Raw genomic sequence first — 18,562 nt, 5'->3', positions numbered from 1 at the left:
CTACAGAAATTGTCATTTCATTGCTAAATTGTTGTATGTAACCGACAAGTAACAATATGAAAGATTCATACGATTGACGACAAGGCAAGTTCCGTTGTCTGATGCTGGGTCGTTCTCTGCATGAGGTTCCCTGCCTCGCACAGAACGCCCTTGTGACGACAACACTGGAGCAAACATGATGAAAGAAACAACCCTGGCGTATTCCGTCAGGTTGATCTGCTCGGCTGGCGCTATCGGCGCCTCGCTGCTTGCGGCCCCTGCCTTTGCACAAGAGGCCAACGCGCCGATGGCGCGTGTCGAAATCACCGGTTCCGCGATCAAGCGGATCGATGCGGAAACCGCGGTGCCCGTCACCGTGATGAAAATGTCGGACCTGAAGGCCGAAGGCATCAGCACCGTCGAGCAGGTGTTGTCGACCGTGGCTTCGATGCAGGCCACGCAGGGCACGAGCCAGGTTGTCGGGCTCTCCACGGGCGGCGCATCGTTCGCCAACATGCGCGGCCTGGGCGCCAACAAGACGCTGGTGCTGCTGAACGGCCGCCGCCTGGCGAACAATGCGTTCGACAGCTCCGCGCCCGACCTGAACATGATCCCGTTCGCGGCCATCGAGCGCGTCGAAGTGCTGCGTGACGGCGCTTCCGCGCTGTACGGCTCCGACGCCGTGGGCGGCGTCATCAACTTCATCACAAAGCGCGACTTCGCCGGCGGCATCGTCAGCGTCGGCGGCGATTCGCCCGAGCACAAGGGCGGCACCGCCCTGAACAGCAGCATCGGCTACGGCTACGGCGACGTCGACAAGGACGGCTTCAACTTCTATGCCATGGGCGACTTCCAGAAGCAGCGCGCCATCGGCGGCACGGAACGCGACTTCAACCGCCGCTTCCCCGGCGGCCAGTCGGCCAGCACGTTCCCGGCCAACTACTACCAGGAAGGCGACGCCGGCAATCCGGCCGCGCCAAATTGCAGCAGCGCACCGAACCTGGTGCCGGATGGCACCAGCTGCAAGATGACGACGTCGAGCTTCGTCGACTACGTGCCCCGCTCCGAACGCGCCACGGGCCTGTTCAAGGGCACGCTGAAGCTGCCGAACAACCATGAACTGAGCCTGGAATACCTGCACAGCCGCAGCAAGGTGGAAAGCCAGATCGCGCCCGTGCCATACGGCGGCCTGGTCATGAATCCACGCCTGCCGAACGGTGCCGCAAATCCTTACTACCCTGGCAACGGCAACTTCACGCCGAACATTCCGCTGGACCCGACCTTCGGCGCCGGCGACCTGCCGCCAGGCGCGCAGCCAGGCTACATCAACGTCATGTGGCGCGACCTGCCGAACGGCGTGCGTGCTGACGAGAACATCAACCGCCAGCAGCGCTTCGTGGCCGAACTGTCGGGCAACGTCGCCGGCTGGGACTACCGCACGGGCCTGTCGTGGGGCGAGAACCAGGTCACCGTCAACCTGCGGGGTTACAGCGACGGCGACATGATCACGCAAGGCGTGCTGAACGGCGTCATCAACCCGTTCGGCGAACAGAGCGCCGCCGGCATGGCCCTGCTGATGGCAGCTGGCCTGGACGGCAACATCCAGAACGCCAAGGGCACGACCAAGACGTTCGACCTGAACGCCAGCCGCGAATTCGGCGACTGGCTGGGCGCCGGCAAGAATGTCGCGCTGGCCATCGGCGGCCAGGCCAGCCGCGAGGAATTCATCTCGACGGCCAATACGGAATACGCGGAGAAGGTCGTTGCCAGCACCGGTATCGACCCGAACACGCACAACGAAGGTTCGCGCACCGTGTACGCGGCCTATGCCGAGCTGAACGTGCCAATCGTCAAGTCGCTGGACGTGACGGCCGCCGTGCGTTACGACAAGTACAGCGACTTCGGCAACTCGACCAATCCGAAGGTCAGCTTCCGCTGGCAGCCAAGCCCGGCCGTGATGGTGCGCGGTTCGTACTCGACGGGCTTCCGTGCGCCGTCGCTGTATGAAATCAACGCAGCCAACACGTACACCAACACGTCGACGCAAAGCGATCCGATCAACTGCCCTGGCGGCGTGCCGATTCCAGGCAAGGCGTCGGCCACGAACTGCCGCGTGCAGTTCCAGAAGCTGTTGGGCGGTAACTCCAGCCTGGATCCGGAAGAATCCAAGAACGCCACGCTGGGCATCGTCTTCGAAGGCGTCAAGAACCTGACGCTGACGGCCGACCTGTGGGCAATCGAGCTGGATCACCAGATCGCCAACCTGGCCGAGGACGACGCGTTTGCCGATCCGGTCAAGTATGCCGACCTGTTCAACCGCAACACGGCAGGCAACCTGTCCGTGGACGGTTCGCAGTGCCCTAACCCGGCAACCTGCGGCTACGTCGACCTGCGCACGCAGAACCTGGGCAGCATCAAGACCAACGGTATCGACCTGGGCGCACAATACCGCCTGCGCACGACCGGCTACGGCACGTTCAACTTCGCGCTGAACAGCACGTGGGTGCACGAGTACAAGTACCAGAACGTGGAAGACGGCGACTGGCACAAGAACGTCGGCGTCTTCTCCGGCGTGGGCCCCGTGTTCCGCTGGCAGAACACCGCCAACGTGCGCTGGAGCTCGAAAGAGTTCGGTGCCGGCCTGACCGCGAAGTACAAGTCGGGCTACCAGGACGCGGAAAACAGCTACGAGGAAAACCACCGCGTGGCGTCGTACACCACGTTCGACGGCTACCTGTCGTACACGCAGCCGAAGGGCGTTGCCCTGACGTTTGGCGTGCGCAACCTGTTCGACCGCACCCCGCCGCTGTCGTACCAGGAAACGACGTTCCAGGCCGGCTTCGATCCACGTTTCACCGACGTGACGGGCCGTACCTTCTACGCGCGCGCGTCGTACAGCTTCTAAGCCCAGCTTCAGCTTCCAAGCTGTAGCAGCATGACAAGCCCCGCCGGCTCGCGCCTGCGGGGCTTTTTTGCTGTGTTCGGGCGTTGGCATAAAAACCGGTGACAGGCTCCTATTTCCAGCGGAAATAGGAGCCTGTCACCGGTTTTTTTTCCGGGACGCGGGACATGCGGGTAACAAAAAAAGGCGCCCGAAGGCGCCTTTGCTTTGCTGCGATGCCGCGATTACTTCGCGTTCATCAGCGCCACGGTGGTGTCCAGCATGCGGTTGCTGAAGCCCCACTCGTTGTCGTACCACGACGAGACTTTCACCAGGCGGCCGGACACTTTCGTCAGGGTCGAATCGAAGTTCGACGAGGCCGGGTTGTGGTTGAAGTCGACGGAGACCAGCGGTTCGGTCTGGTACGTCAGGATGCCTTTCAGCGCGCCTTCGGCAGCCTGCTTCATCAGCTGGTTCACCTCATCGACGGTCGTGTCGCGCTTGGCGATGAACGACAGGTCGACCAGCGACACGTTGATCGTCGGCACGCGGATGGCGAAGCCGTCCAGCTTGCCGTTCAGTTCCGGCAGCACCAGGCCGACAGCGGCAGCGGCGCCGGTCTTGGTCGGGATCATCGACTGGGTGGCGGAGCGGGCACGGCGCAGGTCTTCGTGCATCACATCGGTCAGCACCTGGTCGTTGGTGTACGAGTGTACAGTCGTCATCAGGCCGGTTTCCACGCCGATGGCGTCGTTCAGCGGCTTGACCAGCGGGGCCAGGCAGTTGGTGGTGCACGATGCGTTCGAGATGACGGTGTCGGTCGACTTCAGCACGTCATGGTTGACGCCGTAGACGATCGTGGCGTCGACATCCTTGCCGCCTGGCGCGGAGATGATGACTTTCTTGGCGCCGCCCTTCAGGTGGGCCGAGGCCTTTTCCTTCGTCGTGAAGAAGCCGGTGCACTCCAGCACGACGTCGACGCCCAGCTCGCCCCATGGGATTTCGGCAGGGTTGCGCTGCGCGAACACACGGATCTTGTCGCCGTTGACGATCATGTTGTCGCCTTCGACTTCGACGGTGCCAGGGAACTTGCCGTGAGCCGTGTCGTAGCGGGTCAGGTGCGCATTCGATTGCGCGTTGCCCAGATCGTTGATGGCCACGATCTGGATATCCTGCTTCTTGCCGCCTTCGTAGAAAGCGCGCAGGACATTGCGGCCGATACGGCCATAACCGTTGATTGCTACCTTGATCGTCATACTATGTGCTCCTTTGATTAAGAATCTTTTTTCAGCCGACCTCGGAGCGGACCTGTGCCCGCCCCGGGCATTCATTTCTTATGCAGCAATGACAGATTTCACCTTGGCCACCACGTTGTCCACCGTGAAGCCGAAGTGCTTGAACAGCACCCCTGCCGGAGCGGATTCACCGAACGTATCGATGCCGACGACGGCGCCTTCCAGACCAACATACTTGTACCAGAAATCGGACACGCCGGCTTCCACGGCCACACGCGGCAGGCCCTTGCCCAGCACGCTTGCCTTGTAAGCGGCGTCCTGGCGGTCGAACACGTCCGCCGACGGCATCGACACGACGCGCACGGCGACGCCTTCATTTTTCAGCGCGGCAGCGGCGCTCATCGCCAGTTCCACTTCGGAACCGGTGGCGATGATGACGGCCTTCGCGTCCGCCGCGTCGGCCAGGATGTAACCGCCCTTGGCGATGTCGGCGATGGCCTGTTCCGTGCGTTCCTGGAACGGCAGGTTCTGGCGCGAGAAGATCAGGGTCGATGGACCGTTCTTGCGCTTGATCGCTTCGCCCCATGCCACCATTGATTCGACGGTGTCGGCCGGACGCCAGTTGTCCAGGTTCGGGATCAGGCGCAGCGAAGAGACGTGCTCGACCGACTGGTGGGTCGGGCCGTCTTCGCCCAGGCCGATCGAATCGTGCGTGAACACGAAGATCGAACGCTGTTTCATCAGCGCGGCCATACGCAGCGCGTTACGCGAGTAGTCGGAGAACGTCAGGAACGTGGCACCGAACGGGATGTAGCCGCCGTGCAGCGCGACGCCGTTCATGATGGCGCTCATGCCGAATTCGCGCACGCCGTAGTTGATGTGGTTGCCCGGCTTGCCCGAACGGACCGCGACCGACTCTTTCCAGTTCGTCAGGTTCGAGCTGGTCAGGTCGGCCGAGCCGCCCAGGAATTCCGGCAGGATGGCCGACAGCGCCTGGATCGCGTTCTGCGATGCCTTGCGGGTGGCGATCGTTTCCTTCTTCTCGACGCAGGCGGCGATGGCGGCCTTCAGCGTGGCGTCGAAGTTGCCCGGCAGTTCGCCGTTCATGCGGCGCTTTAGCTCGGCAGCTTCTTGCGGGAAGGCGGCGGCATACGCGTCGAACTTGCTGTTCCACTCGGTTTCCAGGGCGGCACCTTGCTCCTTGAAGGCCCAGGCGGTGGACACGTCGTCCGGCACCAGGAACGGTTCGTGGCCCCAGCTGATGTACTCGCGCACGGCGGCGATTTCCTTGTCGCCCAGCGCGGCGCCGTGCACCTTGTCGCCGCCCTGCAGGTTCGGCGAGCCCTTGCCGATGATGGTCTTGCAGCAGACCAGGGTTGGCTTGTCGGATTTCTTGGCGGCTTCGATGGCGGCCTGTACGGCAGCGACATCATGGCCGTCCACCGCCGGGATCACGTTCCAGCCGTACGATTCGAAGCGCTTCGGCGTGTCGTCCGTGAACCAGCCTTCCACCTTGCCGTCGATCGAGATCCCGTTGTCGTCGTACAGGGCGATCAGTTTCTTCAGGCCCAGCGTGCCGGCCAGCGAGCACACTTCGTGCGAGATGCCTTCCATCAGGCAGCCGTCGCCGACGAACGCGTAGGTGTAGTGGTCGATAACGGCATGGCCCGGCTTGTTGAACTCGGACGCCAGCAGGTATTCCGCCAGCGCCATGCCGACGGCGTTGGCCAGGCCCTGGCCCAGCGGGCCGGTCGTGGTTTCCACGCCTGGCGTGATGTCCACCTCCGGGTGGCCCGGGGTTTTCGAGTGCAGCTGGCGGAAGTTGCGGATGTCGTCCATCGACACGTCGTAGCCCGACAGGTGCAGCAGCGCGTAGTGCAGCATCGAGCCGTGGCCGTTGGACAGCAGGAAACGGTCGCGGTTCACCCACTTTGGATTGGCCGGGTTGTGGCGGTGATGGCCGCTCCAGAGGGCGACGGCGATCTCGGCCATGCCCATCGGCATGCCGGGGTGGCCGGAGTTGGCCTTCTGGACAGCGTCCATCGCCAGCGCGCGGATTGCGTTGGCCATCTGGGTGTGGGGAAGCGTAGGTTTCATCGTGGTCTATCGAGGGAGGTTTGAAATCTGAACCGGCCGACTGACTGGGTTGCATTCCTGACGTCGAAGCGGTTTCAGAATGGCGGAAGGCCCGGCCATTTTGAAACGACTCCATGCTGCGTAGCCCGTTATTTTACCAGAGCACCGGATGGGAAGCTCGCCGGCAGCTTAAAATCAGTGCATTTCATCTTTCAGGATTGCCATGCCCCGCTTCCATCTCGCCCAGCCGCTGGCCGTCGGCCAACTGGTCGACCTGCCGCCCGACGTTGCCCACCACGTCAACGTGATCCGCCTCGAACCCGGCGCGCCGCTGACCCTGTTCAACGGGGAAGGCGGCGAATTTGCCGCCGTACTGCACGATGTCGGCAAGAAGCGCGCGACGGCCGAGGTGCGCGCCTTCGATGCCCGCGAGGCCGAGCTGCCCTACCCCGTCACGCTGGCGCAGGCCCTCCCCGAAGGCACGAAAATGGACTGGATCATCGAAAAGGCCGTCGAACTGGGCGTGGCCGCCGTGCAGCCGCTGGCCGCGCGCCGCTGCGTGGTCCGCCTGTCGAAAGAACGGGCCGAAAAGAAGATGGAGCATTGGCAGGGTGTGATTGTCGCCGCGTCCGAACAGAGCGGACGCAACCGGCTGGCGGCGCTGGCCGAGCCGCTCGACCTGCGCGACTGGCTGGGCCAGCCACCCGCCGGCCAGCGCATCCTGCTGAGCCCGCGCGCGAGCGTTTCGCTGGCCGACTGGACGCGCGCGCAGCCACCGCAGCCCGTGAGCCTGATGGTGGGGCCGGAAGGCGGCTTTACGGACGAGGAAGAGGCGCTGACCTTGCAGCACGGTGCGCTGGCCTTGTCGGTCGGGCCGCGCATCCTGCGCACGGAGACGGCGGCGCTGGCCGTGCTGGCCGTGCTGGCGGCCAGCTGGGGCGGGATGTAATCCAGGCGCAGCCTGCCGGCATCCCGTCGCTAATAAGCCATTTGGGACCGTCGCACCGCGGCAACCGGCCGGCGGGTTGCCTGAAATCACGTTCAGTAAACAGGTAAAATGGCGGATTGGGCCCGTTGCGCGCCCCACCCTGCTTTCCTGGACGACAAGATGCTGCGACTGAACGAACTGAAACTCCCCCTCAACCACACCGAACCCGAGCTGACGCAGGCGATCCTCGAACGCCTCGACATCACGCCGGACATGCTGCTCAGCTTCACGGTCTACAAGCGCAGCTACGACGCGCGCAAGAAGAGCAATATCGTGCTGATCTACGCGCTGGACGTGCGGACGACGGACGACGCCGGCATCCTGCAACGTCGCAAGCACGACGTGCACCTGATGCCGTCGCCCAATATGGAATACAAGTTCGTGGCAGTGGATGTCAACCTGGACGGCAGCCAGCCGCGCCCGGTCGTCATCGGCATGGGTCCGTGCGGGCTGTTCGCGGCACTGATCCTGGCGCAGATGGGCCTGAAGCCCATCGTCCTGGAACGCGGCAAGACGGTGCGCGAGCGCACCAAGGACACGTTCGGCTTCTGGCGCAAGCGCGAACTGAATCCGGAATCGAACGTGCAGTACGGCGAAGGCGGTGCCGGCACGTTCTCCGACGGCAAGCTGTACAGCCAGATCAAGGACCCGAAATACCTGGGCCGCAAGGTGCTCACCGAGTTCGTCAAGGCCGGTGCGCCGGAAGAGATCCTGTACGTCAGCAAGCCGCACATCGGCACGTTCCGCCTCGTCAAGATGGTGGAAGCGATGCGCGAGGAAATCATCGCGCTGGGCGGCGAGATCCGCTTCGAGCAGCGCGTCACCGATTTCGAGATCGAGGAAAAGAATGGCGTGCGCCAGATCCGCGGCCTGACCCTGGCCACCGGGGAACGCATCGTCACGGACCATGTCGTGCTGGCCATCGGCCACAGCTCGCGCGACACGTTCCAGACACTGTACGACCGCGGCGTCTACATCGAGGCCAAGCCGTTCTCGATCGGCTTCCGCGTCGAGCACCCGCAATCGCTGATCGACACGTGCCGCTTCGGCCCCAACGCCGGCCACCCGATCCTCGGTGCGGCCGACTACAAGCTGGTGCACCACGCGAAGAACGGCCGCGCCGTCTACAGCTTCTGCATGTGCCCGGGCGGCACCGTCGTGGCGGCCGCCTCGGAACCGGGCCGCGTCGTGACGAACGGCATGAGCCAGTATTCGCGCGCGGAGCGCAATGCCAACAGCGCCATCGTCGTATCGATCAGCCCGTCCGACTATCCGGGCCACCCGCTGGCCGGCATCGAGTTCCAGCGCCGGCTGGAAGAAAAAGCGTTCGAGCTGGGCGGACGCGACTACAGTGCGCCAGGCCAGCTGATGGGCGACTTCGTGGCGGGCAAGGCGTCCACCGAATTCGGCGCCGTGGTGCCGTCGTACAAGCCGGGCGTGCACCTGACGGACCTGGCAACGATCCTGCCGGAGTACGCGGTGGAAGCGCTGCGCGAAGCGTTCCCCGCGTTCGACAAGCAGGTGCGCGGCTACTTCAAGCACGACGCCGTGCTGACAGGGCTGGAGACGCGCACGTCGTCGCCGATCCGCATCAAGCGCCGCGACGACGACTTGCAGAGCCTGAACACGCGCGGCCTGTTCCCGGCCGGCGAAGGCGCGGGCTACGCGGGCGGCATCCTGTCGGCCGGCGTGGACGGCATCAGGGTGGCGGAAGCGGTCGCGCTGTCGATGGCGGCGAAAAAATAAGCGCTACAGCCAGCCGGCGCGCTTAAGAAATAAAAAAGCACCAGGCGCTACAGCCAGCCGGCGCGCTTAAGAAGTAAAAAGCACCAAGCGCTACAGCCAGCCGGCGCGCTTAAGAAGTAAAAAGCACCAAGCGCTACAGCCAACCGGCGCGCTTGAAGCGCCGGTACAGCAACAGGCACGTGGTGGCCATGGCCGCCAGCGCGACGGGATAGCCGTAGCGCCATTTCAGTTCCGGCATGAACTCGAAGTTCATGCCCCAGATCCCGGCAAATGCCGTCAGTACGGCGAAGATGGCGGCCCAGGCCGCCAGGCGCTTGTTGACCTCCCCTTCATCGAGCGCTACCATCGACAGGTTGACCTGGATGGCGGTGCCGATCGTGTCGCGGATCGTGTCGAGCGTGCCGTTGATGCGGGCCAGGTGGTCGTGCACGTCGCGGAAGTATTCCTGGCTGCTGATGCACATGGCCGGTACGCGGCCGCCATGCAGCTTGCCGATGGCGTCCAGCAGCGGCGCGACGGCATGGCGCAACGTCATGACCTTGCGTTTCAGTTCGTACAGCCGCTGGATATTGGCGCGCTGCGCCTCCTGCAGGAAGATGCGCTCCTCGATCTGCTCCAGCTCCGCCTCGAACGCATCGACGATGGGAAAATAGCGGTCGACCGCCGCATCCATCAGCGCGTACAGCACGAAGCCGGAGCCGTGCTGCAGCAGGTGCGGCTCGCGCTCGGTGCGGGCACGCACGCCCATGAAGCTCTGCGCGCTGTTCTGGCGCGACGACAGCACGTAGTTGTCGCCGACAAAGATGTCGATTTCACCCAGGACCAGCTCGTCATCGACCATCTCGACCGTCTTGACGACCACGAACAGCGAGTCGCCATACTCCTCGATCTTGGGCCGCTGGTGGCCGCGCAGCGCATCCTCGACGGCCAGTTCGTGCAGGCTGAACTCCTCCTGCATGACGGCCAGCTCGTCGTTCTTCGCATCCTTCAACGCCACCCAGACGAAGGTGTCGGGCTCGGCGATATGGTCGCTGATATCGGCCACGGGAATGTCGGCAAGCTTGTGGCCGTGTTGATAAGCGACGCAATTGATCAGCATACAAAATCCGAATAATAAAAAGCCCTGGGCATGAAGCCGAGAGCTTACCGCAAATCACGCTACTGTTGAGATTGTGTCCGGTCGAGGTCCTGTCCACCTTGGGTTACACCCCGACAAGGACAGAAGCTCATCAGCCTTACAGCTTTTTCTGCGGTCCAGCCCGTGTCCAACGTTGTGGACACAAACTCGGCAGCCGGCGTTTTGACAGTTTTTGTGACTGACCCCGATGTTGTCACGGGCGGGGCTCTTGGATGACGGCTACTGGGCGCTTTTGGATTGACGCCCACTGGGCGCCTTGGATTGACGCCCACTGGGCGTCAATCCTCCTTCGCTCCGTCGATGCCCAGCTCGGCGATCTTGCGGGTGATGGTGTTGCGGCCGATGCCCAGGCGGACGGCGGCGTCGTTCTTGCGGCCGTGGGTGTATTTCAGCGCCGTGCGGATCAGGGCCGATTCGAACTGGCGGCCCAGCACGTCCATGACGTCCTGCTGGCCGGCGGACAGCATTGTCGCCGCCTGCAGTTCCAGCAGCGCCAGCCAGCCGTCGGGGCCCGGCGCGGCAGGCGCGGCGGCCGCAGCGACAGGCACGTGGTGCGCCGGCACGTGCAGCTCGGGCGCGGCCTGCATGGCGCTCTGCCCTTCCGACAGTTCCAGCGGCAGGTCCTTCACCTCCACCGTCTGACCCGGCGCCATGACGGTGATCCAGTTGCACAGGTTTTCCAGCTGGCGCACATTGCCCGGCAGGTCCAGGCTTTGCAGGAACGTCAGCGTCGCGTCGCTCATGCGCTTGGCTTCCACGCCCAGCTGCTTGGCGCTTTGCAGCAGGAAGTGGCGCACCAGCAGCGGGATGTCCTCGCGCCGTTCGCGCAGGCTGGGCAGGCGCAGGCGGATGACGTTGAGGCGGTGGTACAGGTCTTCGCGGAACAGGCCGTCGCGTACGCGCTGCTCCAGGTTCTGGTGCGTGGCCGTGATGACGCGCACGTTGGCCTTCAGCGGCTGGTGCCCGCCGACGCGATAGAAATGCCCGTCCGACAGCACGCGCAACAGGCGCGTCTGCAGATCGAACGGCATGTCGCCGATCTCGTCGAGGAACAGGGTGCCATTCTCGGCCTGCTCGAAGCGGCCGCGCCGCGTCGTCTGCGCGCCCGTGAAGGCACCGCGCTCGTGGCCGAACAGTTCGGACTCCAGCAGATCCTTCGGTATTGCCGCCGTGTTCAGCGCGATGAACGGCTGCGCGGCGCGCGGGCTATGCTTGTGCAGCGCCCGTGCGACGAGCTCCTTGCCGGTACCGGATTCTCCCGTGATCAGCACCGTCACGTTCGACTGCGACAGCCGGCCGATGGCGCGGAACACTTCCTGCATCGCCGGCGCCTGCCCCAGGATTTCCGGCGTTTCCGCCGGCCCCGATTCCACGTTCGCTTCGCGCAGGCTCTCGTCCAGCGCGCGGCGGATCAGTTCGACGGCCTTGTCGATGTCGAACGGCTTGGCGAGATATTCAAAGGCGCCGCCCTGGAACGCGGCAACGGCCGAGTCCAGGTCGGAAAACGCCGTGATGATAATGACGGGCAAGCCGGGATGGCGCGATTTGACCAGCTGCAGCAGGTCCAGGCCCGAGTCGCCGGGCATGCGGATGTCCGACACCAGCACCTGCGGCGTGTCGACTTCCAGCGCGGCCATCGCGTCGCGCGCGTTGGCAAAACTCCTTGTGGCGAGGCTTTCCCTCGCCAATGCTTTTTCCAGTACCCAGCGGATCGATTCGTCGTCGTCGACTATCCAGATTGGCTTCATGTGTGTTGTGTGCTTCCCGCAATGTGGATCGAGACCGCTCCAGGCCCGCTGCTGCCAAGGCTTATGGCAGCGGCAGCAGGATCCTGAAGTCCGTATATCCGGGCCGGCTCTCGCACTCGATGACGCCCATGTGCTGGTGCACGAAGGTCTGCGCCAACGTCAGTCCGAGGCCGCTGCCTCCATCACGGCCGGAGACCAGTGGATAGAAGATGCGATCGCGGATCTGGGGCGGGATGCCAGGTCCATTGTCGATGATATGCAAGTCTAATGCCAGGTTGTAGCGGACCTTCGCCAGCGTGACCTGCCGGGCCACGCGCGTCTTGAACACGATCTGCGCATCGCCCTCGTCGATGCGTTCAGCCAGTGCCTGCGCGGCGTTGTGGGCGATGTTCAGCACCGTCTGGATGAGCTGCTCCTTGTCGCCGCGGAACTCGGGCAACGATGCGTCGTAATCGCGCACGATGGCGAGACCGGCCGGGAATTCGGCCGTCATCAGGCTGCGCACCCTTTCCAGCACCTCGTGGATATTGACGTCGCCGACGATGTGCGGACGCCGGTGCGGCGCCAGCAGCCGGTCCACCAGCGTCTGCAGCCGGTCCGCTTCCTTGATGATGACCTGGGTGTACTCGCGCAGCTGCTGCAGGTGCAGCGGCGGCAGCTCCATCTCCAGCAGCTGCGCGGCGCCGCGAATGCCGCCCAGCGGGTTCTTGATTTCGTGCGCCAGGTTGCGGATCAGCTCCTTGTTGACCTGGCTCTGGTCCAGCAGCCGTTCCTCGCGGTCGAGCTTCATCTGCTGCACCGTTTCGCGCAGCTCCAGCAGCACGTGGTCCGCCGGCTCGTCGAGCGCACTGGCGATCGTGTGCACGTGCAGCGGCTCGCGGCCGGCCCGCTCGAGGATCAGCTCCTGGCGCAGGTCGGAGAATTTATGGGCGCGCGCCTGCGCGATCACGTGTTCCAGTTCGGCGGGATTGGAAAACAGGCCGCACAGCTTCTGGCGCGTCAGCGCCTTCAATGAGCTCTCCAGCAGATTCTCGGCCGCCGCATTGGCATAGACGATATGCCCTTCCCCGTCGACGATCGCGACGGCCGAGGCCAGCAGATCGAGCCCGGCCAGCGCGGACGGACGTGGAAAGACCGACGCCGCGGCAGCCGCCGCGCGCGCGATATTGGTCACAATTTTCATCGTATATTGGCGATTTCCCGCTTCAGCGCTTCAACGTTCTGTTCAGAACGGGCGATGGACGTTTTCAGGTTCGCCACCCGTTCCTGGTACTTGGCGTAATTGCGCTCGTCGCCGCGCCGTTCCGGCTCGCCGTTGTTGAATTCGCGGCGCAGCTCGCCAAGCTTCTGCATTTCGGCGTCCAGTTCGTCGGCGAGGATCTGGCGCCGGTCGGCGTCGCGCGCCTTCTGCTCCGCACTGTCCACCCGCGGGAACGCGCCTGCCGCCACGGCCGGTGCCGGCGCTGCAGCGGGCTGGCGCGGCCGTGCCGGCGGCGCTTCCCGCCGGGCCGGCGCCGCGATCACGGGGTCCGGCAGGTCCAGCGCCACGCAGTGGCTGCCCTTCTTGCGGTCCGTGTATTCCTTGTGTCCGTTTGCATCCACGCAGCGGTAGATCTGGGCGTGAACCAGGGTGGAGCAACACAGCAAAGGCAGTAAAACGGCGGTACGGATCTTCATGCCCCGACTATACAACATCCGAAAAAAAACGCGAGGAGGGCTAAGCGCCGTCCCCGCGTCCTGGTTACCGGTGTTTCAAGACCGGCATGCCGTTCTTACAGCGAGTAGTACATGTCGAATTCGACCGGGTGCGTCGTCTGGCGCATGCGGGTCACTTCCGTCATCTTCAGTTCGATGTAGGCATCGATCATCGTGTCGCTGAACACGCCGCCGCGGGTCAGGAACTCGCGGTCCTTGTTCAGGTGATCGAGCGCCTCTTCCAGCGAGGCGCAGACGGTCGGGATCAGCGCGTCTTCTTCCGGCGGCAGGTGGTACAGGTCTTTCGATGCGGCTTCGCCCGGGTGGATCTTGTTCTGCACGCCGTCCAGGCCGGCCATCATCAGCGCGGCGAAGCACAGGTACGGGTTCGCCAGCGGATCCGGGAAGCGCGTCTCGATACGACGGCCTTTTGGATTGGCCACGTGCGGGATACGGATCGACGCGGAACGGTTACGTGCCGAGTAAGCCAGCTTGACCGGCGCTTCGTAGCCAGGCACCAGGCGCTTGTACGAGTTCGTGCCAGGGTTGGTGATGGCGTTCAGTGCCTTGGCGTGCTTGATGATGCCGCCGATGTAGTACAGCGCGAAGTCCGACAGGCCCGCATAGCCGTCGCCGGCGAACAGGTTCTTGCCGTCTTTCCAGATCGACTGGTGCACGTGCATGCCCGAGCCGTTGTCGCCAACGACCGGCTTCGGCATGAAGGTAGCGGTCTTGCCGTAGCTGTGGGCCACGTTCCAGATCACGTACTTCATGTTCTGCGTCCAGTCGGCGCGCTCGACCAGCGTCGAGAACTTGGTGCCGATCTCGTTCTGGCCGGCGCCGGCCACTTCGTGGTGGTGCACTTCGACCGGGATGCCCATCGATTCGAGGATCAGGCACATTTCCGAGCGCATGTCCTGGAACGAATCGACCGGAGGCACCGGGAAGTAGCCGCCCTTGACGGTCGGACGGTGGCCGCTGTTGCCGCCTTCGATGTCCTTGTCGGTCGACCACGATGCTTCGTCGGAGTCGATCTTGACCATCGCGCCGGACATGTCGATCTTCCACTTCACGGAGTCGAAGATGAAGAATTCGGGTTCCGGACCGAAGTAGGCGGTGTCGCCCAGGCCGGAGGACTTCAGGTAGGCTTCGGCGCGCTTGGCGATCGAGCGCGGGTCACGGTCGTAGCCCTTGCCGTCGGATGGCTCGATGACGTCGCACTGCATGAATAGCGTCGTCTCTTCCATGAAGGGGTCGATGTTCGCGGTCGCAGGGTCCGGCAGCAGGATCATGTCCGATGCTTCAATACCTTTCCAGCCGGCGATGGAAGAACCGTCGAACGCATGACCGCTTTCGAACTTGTCGATATCGAAGTGGGACACTGGCACGGTCACGTGCTGTTCCTTGCCACGGGTATCGGCAAAACGGAAATCAACGAATTTGACTTCGTTGTCTTTTACCATCTGCAAAACTTCTTCGGCGGTCATTGCCATGCGTATCTCCTAAGTGAAAAGGGCTGCCAGCACAGTGTGCGGCGGAAACTTCAATAACGTAAAGCAGAAAGCGTGCCAGTAAAGAGCGAGGAAGCATAGTCGAATTGCTTCATTGATCTTGCTGCCAACGGAAACTAAAATCGTTCGGGGCCTGCCGCGGGCCTGTTTTGCACCACGTTAGCGCAACCTCCGCACCGCACCGCTTTGGTGCGATGCGTGCATTCTGCACCGAATTCGGGCAGCGTGTCGGCGATTCCGGATATATTGGTGCATCCCAGTCCCTGTATGCGCTGCAGGCACGCTGTCGTCAATACCCGGCGCGCGCAATGATAAACGAAGATCCTCGAGGGATACCGCGAAATGAGTACCAAAACAGGCATTGACTCCGACATCCTCGAACGCGCCCGCGAGCGCGGCACGGGACTGCCCTATGCTGGAGCGGTCACGCCACAGGAAGCATATCAACTGCTGGAGGAACATCCCAACGTCCGGCTGATCGACGTGCGCACCAACGCCGAGCGCGACTGGGTCGGCCGCGTGGCGATTCCGGACGCCCAGCATGGCGCGGTGCAGTGGAGTACGTATCCGGGCGGCGTGCCGAATCCGGCGTTCGCCGAGCAACTGGCCGCGCTGGCGTCGAAAGACGACGTGCTGCTGTTCCTGTGCCGCTCCGGCGTGCGCTCGCGGCATGCCGCCAGGCTGGCCACGGAGAACGGCTATGCCAACAGCTTCGATATCCTGGAGGGGTTCGAGGGGGACAAGGACGCCGAGGGGCATCGGAAGACAGTCGGGGGATGGTGCAAGGCCGGGTTGCCCTGGGTGGGCGCCTGATGCAGTGGGGACTGTCCCCGAGGTTTACCGGAAGCAGCGGGGTCATTAGCGGAAAGCAAAGTCGGGGACAGTCCCGAAGGGACAGTCCCCAGCAAGTTCCCTGCGACTTGCGTTACAGCGAGTAGCTCAGGCGCGCGTAGACGTAGCGGCCCGAACGGCCGAACGGCGAGTAGTTGGTGAACGGCGCATTACCCGTCGAGTTCAGCACGGCCGGATACGGGTCCGGGTACTGGTCGAACAGGTTTTCCGCGCCGACGGCAAACGTCATCGCCTTCGTGATCGCAAAGCGTCCCTCAAGGTCCACCAGCGTGCGGGCCGACATCAGGTGGTCGGGGAATGGCGCCGAGCTTGGCGTCAGCACCTTGCCGTAGCGCGTGGCGCGCAACGTGGCGCCCCAGGGACCCAGCAACCACGTGCCGCTGGCCGTGAACTTGGTCTTCGGCGTGCCTTCCTCGAACGTCAGCACGTTGACGCGGTCGAACAGCACCGGCGCCGGCGACAATGCCGCCAGCTGCGCCGTTGCCGGCACCTTCGTCACTTCGGTGTCCGTGTAGTTGCCGGCCAGCGTCAGGTCGATCTTGCCGGCCTGGCCCAGCGCGAACGGGTAGTTGGCGACGATGTCCACCCCTTTGGTCGTCGTATCCACGCCGTTGATGAAGAAGCGCCCGCCGCCCACGCCGGGAAAGCCGTTCGCGGTCAGGTAATTGCGCACGTTCGCCTGCGTCAGGTTCTCGGACAGCACGATGCGGTTGCGGATCTTGATGTGGTAACCGTCGACGGTGATGCTGCCACGGCCGAATTTCGCCACGGCGCCCAGCGAGAAGTTGGTGGACTTCTCGGCATCGAGCGGCTTCGCGCCCAGCGCCACCGCGGCCGGGGCAGTCGGCTTGAACGTCGTCAGGTCGAACGGAATGCCGTTGATGAAATTGGTGGACGTGGACGTGAAGAACTGCTGCTGCATCGACGGCGCGCGGAAGCCGTTCTGCACGGAGCCGCGCAGCGCGAATGCCGGGGTGAAGTTATAGCGCCCCGCCAGCTTGCCGGACCAGTTGTTGCCGAAGTCCGAGTAGTGCTCGCCGCGCACGGCGAAGGACGCCAGCAGCTCCGGCGTCAGGTTCGCTTCCACGTCGGCGAACACGCTGAACGCGTTGCGGTGGCTGTCCGATTCGTCGCTTGGGCGGAAGCCCGGGAACACCTGCGCGCCGGACGCCGTAGGCAGGCCCGATGGCAGCAGGATGCCGCCGTTGCGGTACGAATCCGGCTCGCCCGCTTCCAGCTTGTAGCCTTCGCGGCGCGCCTCGGCACCCAGCGCCAGGTTGACGGGCGACGACAGGCCCCAGTCGAACTGGCGCACGGCCGACAGGTTGTACGTCAGCTGGTCGTACGAATATCCGCCCGCGTCGAACGTCGTCGGGCTGGCCGCGCCCAGCGAGCGGTTCAAGGTGTTCTCGATGGTGTAGCCCATCTTGTTCTTGCCGTAGCTGAGCGAGCTGTCCATGTCCCAGCCGTCCAGCGTCCACGTGACGCCGCCGGCGATGCTGAAGTCGTCCACGCTTGGGGCGATGATCGGCAGGAAGCCGTTCGGATAGATGGCGATGACGTTATTGTCCTGCAGCGCGCGGCGGAAGAAGCCGGCCGAGCGGGCCTCGCGCTTCTGGTAGCTGCTCCAGCCATACAGCTTGACGCTGCCGCCCAGGTTCATGCCGGCGTTGGCGAAAATCGTGGACTGCTTCATTTCCGGTTCGCCGTACCACGCGTTGAAGCGGTCGATCGTGTTCTCGCGTGGATCTAACTGCCCAGCTTGTTGGCCACTGAGGAGCGGGTACTGCTGGCGCATGTCGTAGCCGCCCCGCTCCGTATGGTCCTGGTCCTTGTATTCGGCCGCGATGGTCACGAAACCCGTCTCGCCGAACGAGAGTCCCTTCCACAGGCTGACGGTGGCCACGCCGCCGTCATGGCGCGAGCGCTCCGTCTCGCTGCTCCACGTGGCGCCGGCCGGTCCCGGCACGGGCTCGAAGCTGTAGTCCGTGATGCGCTTGCCGTAGCTGACGACGGCCTCGCCGCCGCTGTGGTCGTTGCGCAGCCGGATGTTGACGACGCCGGCGATGGCGTCCGAGCCGTACTGCGCGGAGGCGCCGTCGCGCAGCACTTCGATGGTCTTGACGATGCCCGTCGGGATCGTGTTCATGTCGACGGCGGCCGAGCCGCGGCCGATGGTGCCGTTCAGGTTGACCAGCGACGACGTATGCCGGCGCTTGCCGTTCACCAGCACCAGCGTCTGGTCCGGCGCCAGGCCGCGCAACGTGGCCGGCCGGATGGTATCGGTGCCGTCGGCCAGGCCCGGACGCGGGAAGTTCAGCGATGGCAGCGCCACCGACAGCGCCTGCGTGATCTCCGGTACCCCCGTGTTCTTGATGGTGTCGGCCGAGATGATGTCGACGGGCGCGGACGTGTCGAGCACCGTGCGGTTCGAGACCCGCGTGCCCGTCACGATGACGGTCGATTCGACGGCCGGCGTGTCGGCCGTCTGGGCCTGGGCACCGGCGTGGCCGAACAGCGAGGCGATGGCGGCGGCGAGAAGAAGCTTGGTGGGTACGGTATTCCGGTGCATCTTGATCCCTTTTCGTTCAATGATTGAGCCAGGCGATCCAGCAGGGCCGCCGCGGCGCGCGGCAGTCGGCTTTATCTTCCCGGCGCGGGCGCCTTGCTGTCAAATCAATCAGTGGCTAAAAGGGCAAGCTGTGGCGATAAA

12 protein-coding genes are annotated in these 18,562 nt (G+C 64.1%); 4 read left to right on the top strand and 8 right to left on the bottom strand.

Annotated features, from left to right (window positions below; genetic code table 11):
- The first annotated feature begins 175 nt into the window (after positions 1 to 175).
- Positions 176 to 2,884, top strand: a complete 2,709-nt coding sequence (locus tag E1742_RS21910; RefSeq protein ID WP_134387238.1) for a TonB-dependent receptor — start codon at positions 176 to 178, stop codon at positions 2,882 to 2,884.
- 221 nt (positions 2,885 to 3,105) lie between these two features.
- Here the strand turns inward: E1742_RS21910 and gap are convergent, their stop codons facing one another.
- Both gap and tkt read right to left on the bottom strand, forming a co-directional pair.
- Positions 3,106 to 4,116 carry a type I glyceraldehyde-3-phosphate dehydrogenase gene (gap, locus tag E1742_RS21905; protein WP_134387237.1) on the bottom strand — a complete coding sequence of 337 codons (1,011 nt, stop codon included), beginning with the start codon at positions 4,114 to 4,116 and terminating at the stop codon, positions 3,106 to 3,108.
- 78 nt (positions 4,117 to 4,194) lie between these two features.
- On the bottom strand, positions 4,195 to 6,192 hold the full coding sequence (tkt, locus tag E1742_RS21900) for a transketolase (protein WP_134387236.1): 1,998 nt from the start codon (positions 6,190 to 6,192) through the stop codon (positions 4,195 to 4,197).
- A gap of 202 nt (positions 6,193 to 6,394) precedes the next feature.
- On the opposite strand from tkt, the gene E1742_RS21895 reads away from it, so the two are divergent.
- Complete coding sequence (locus tag E1742_RS21895; protein WP_134387235.1) at positions 6,395 to 7,120, top strand: 16S rRNA (uracil(1498)-N(3))-methyltransferase; 726 nt, start codon at positions 6,395 to 6,397, stop codon at positions 7,118 to 7,120.
- Between the two features lie 159 nt (positions 7,121 to 7,279).
- Complete coding sequence (locus E1742_RS21890; protein ID WP_134387234.1) at positions 7,280 to 8,905, top strand: NAD(P)/FAD-dependent oxidoreductase; 1,626 nt, start codon at positions 7,280 to 7,282, stop codon at positions 8,903 to 8,905.
- Between the two features lie 133 nt (positions 8,906 to 9,038).
- Here E1742_RS21890 and corA read toward each other — a convergent pair whose 3' ends face one another.
- From corA to glnA, 5 genes are all read right to left on the bottom strand, one after another.
- Positions 9,039 to 10,004: a magnesium/cobalt transporter CorA gene (corA, locus tag E1742_RS21885; RefSeq protein ID WP_134387233.1), complete on the bottom strand. Its 966-nt coding sequence runs from the start codon at positions 10,002 to 10,004 to the stop codon at positions 9,039 to 9,041.
- Between the two features lie 317 nt (positions 10,005 to 10,321).
- Positions 10,322 to 11,791: a nitrogen regulation protein NR(I) gene (ntrC, locus tag E1742_RS21880; protein WP_134387232.1), complete on the bottom strand. Its 1,470-nt coding sequence runs from the start codon at positions 11,789 to 11,791 to the stop codon at positions 10,322 to 10,324.
- Positions 11,792 to 11,852: 61 nt separating this feature from the next.
- A complete protein-coding gene (gene glnL, locus E1742_RS21875) occupies positions 11,853 to 12,974 on the bottom strand; it encodes a nitrogen regulation protein NR(II) (RefSeq protein WP_134387231.1) in 1,122 nt (373 codons plus the stop codon).
- Positions 12,971 to 13,468 (bottom strand): DUF4124 domain-containing protein, encoded by a 498-nt coding sequence (locus tag E1742_RS21870; protein WP_134387230.1) that lies wholly within the window; start codon positions 13,466 to 13,468, stop codon positions 12,971 to 12,973. Before E1742_RS21870 ends, glnL begins: the two co-directional genes overlap by 4 nt.
- A 95-nt stretch (positions 13,469 to 13,563) precedes the next feature.
- A complete protein-coding gene (gene glnA / locus E1742_RS21865; protein WP_134387229.1) occupies positions 13,564 to 14,979 on the bottom strand; it encodes a type I glutamate--ammonia ligase in 1,416 nt (471 codons plus the stop codon).
- A 360-nt stretch (positions 14,980 to 15,339) separates the two neighbouring features.
- Between glnA and E1742_RS21860 the strand changes: the two genes are divergently transcribed.
- Positions 15,340 to 15,810 (top strand): rhodanese-like domain-containing protein, encoded by a 471-nt coding sequence (locus E1742_RS21860; RefSeq protein WP_134387228.1) that lies wholly within the window; start codon positions 15,340 to 15,342, stop codon positions 15,808 to 15,810.
- A 112-nt stretch (positions 15,811 to 15,922) separates the two neighbouring features.
- Here the strand turns inward: E1742_RS21860 and E1742_RS21855 are convergent, their stop codons facing one another.
- Complete coding sequence (locus E1742_RS21855) at positions 15,923 to 18,421, bottom strand: TonB-dependent receptor plug domain-containing protein (protein WP_134387227.1); 2,499 nt, start codon at positions 18,419 to 18,421, stop codon at positions 15,923 to 15,925.
- Between the last annotated feature and the right edge of the window lie 141 nt (positions 18,422 to 18,562).

This window comes from Pseudoduganella plicata (assembly GCF_004421005.1).
Classification (GTDB): Bacteria; Pseudomonadota; Gammaproteobacteria; order Burkholderiales; family Burkholderiaceae_D; genus Rugamonas; species Rugamonas plicata.
Note: the sequence above shows the minus strand (reverse complement) of the source record. Positions and strands in the feature narration are given on the sequence as shown.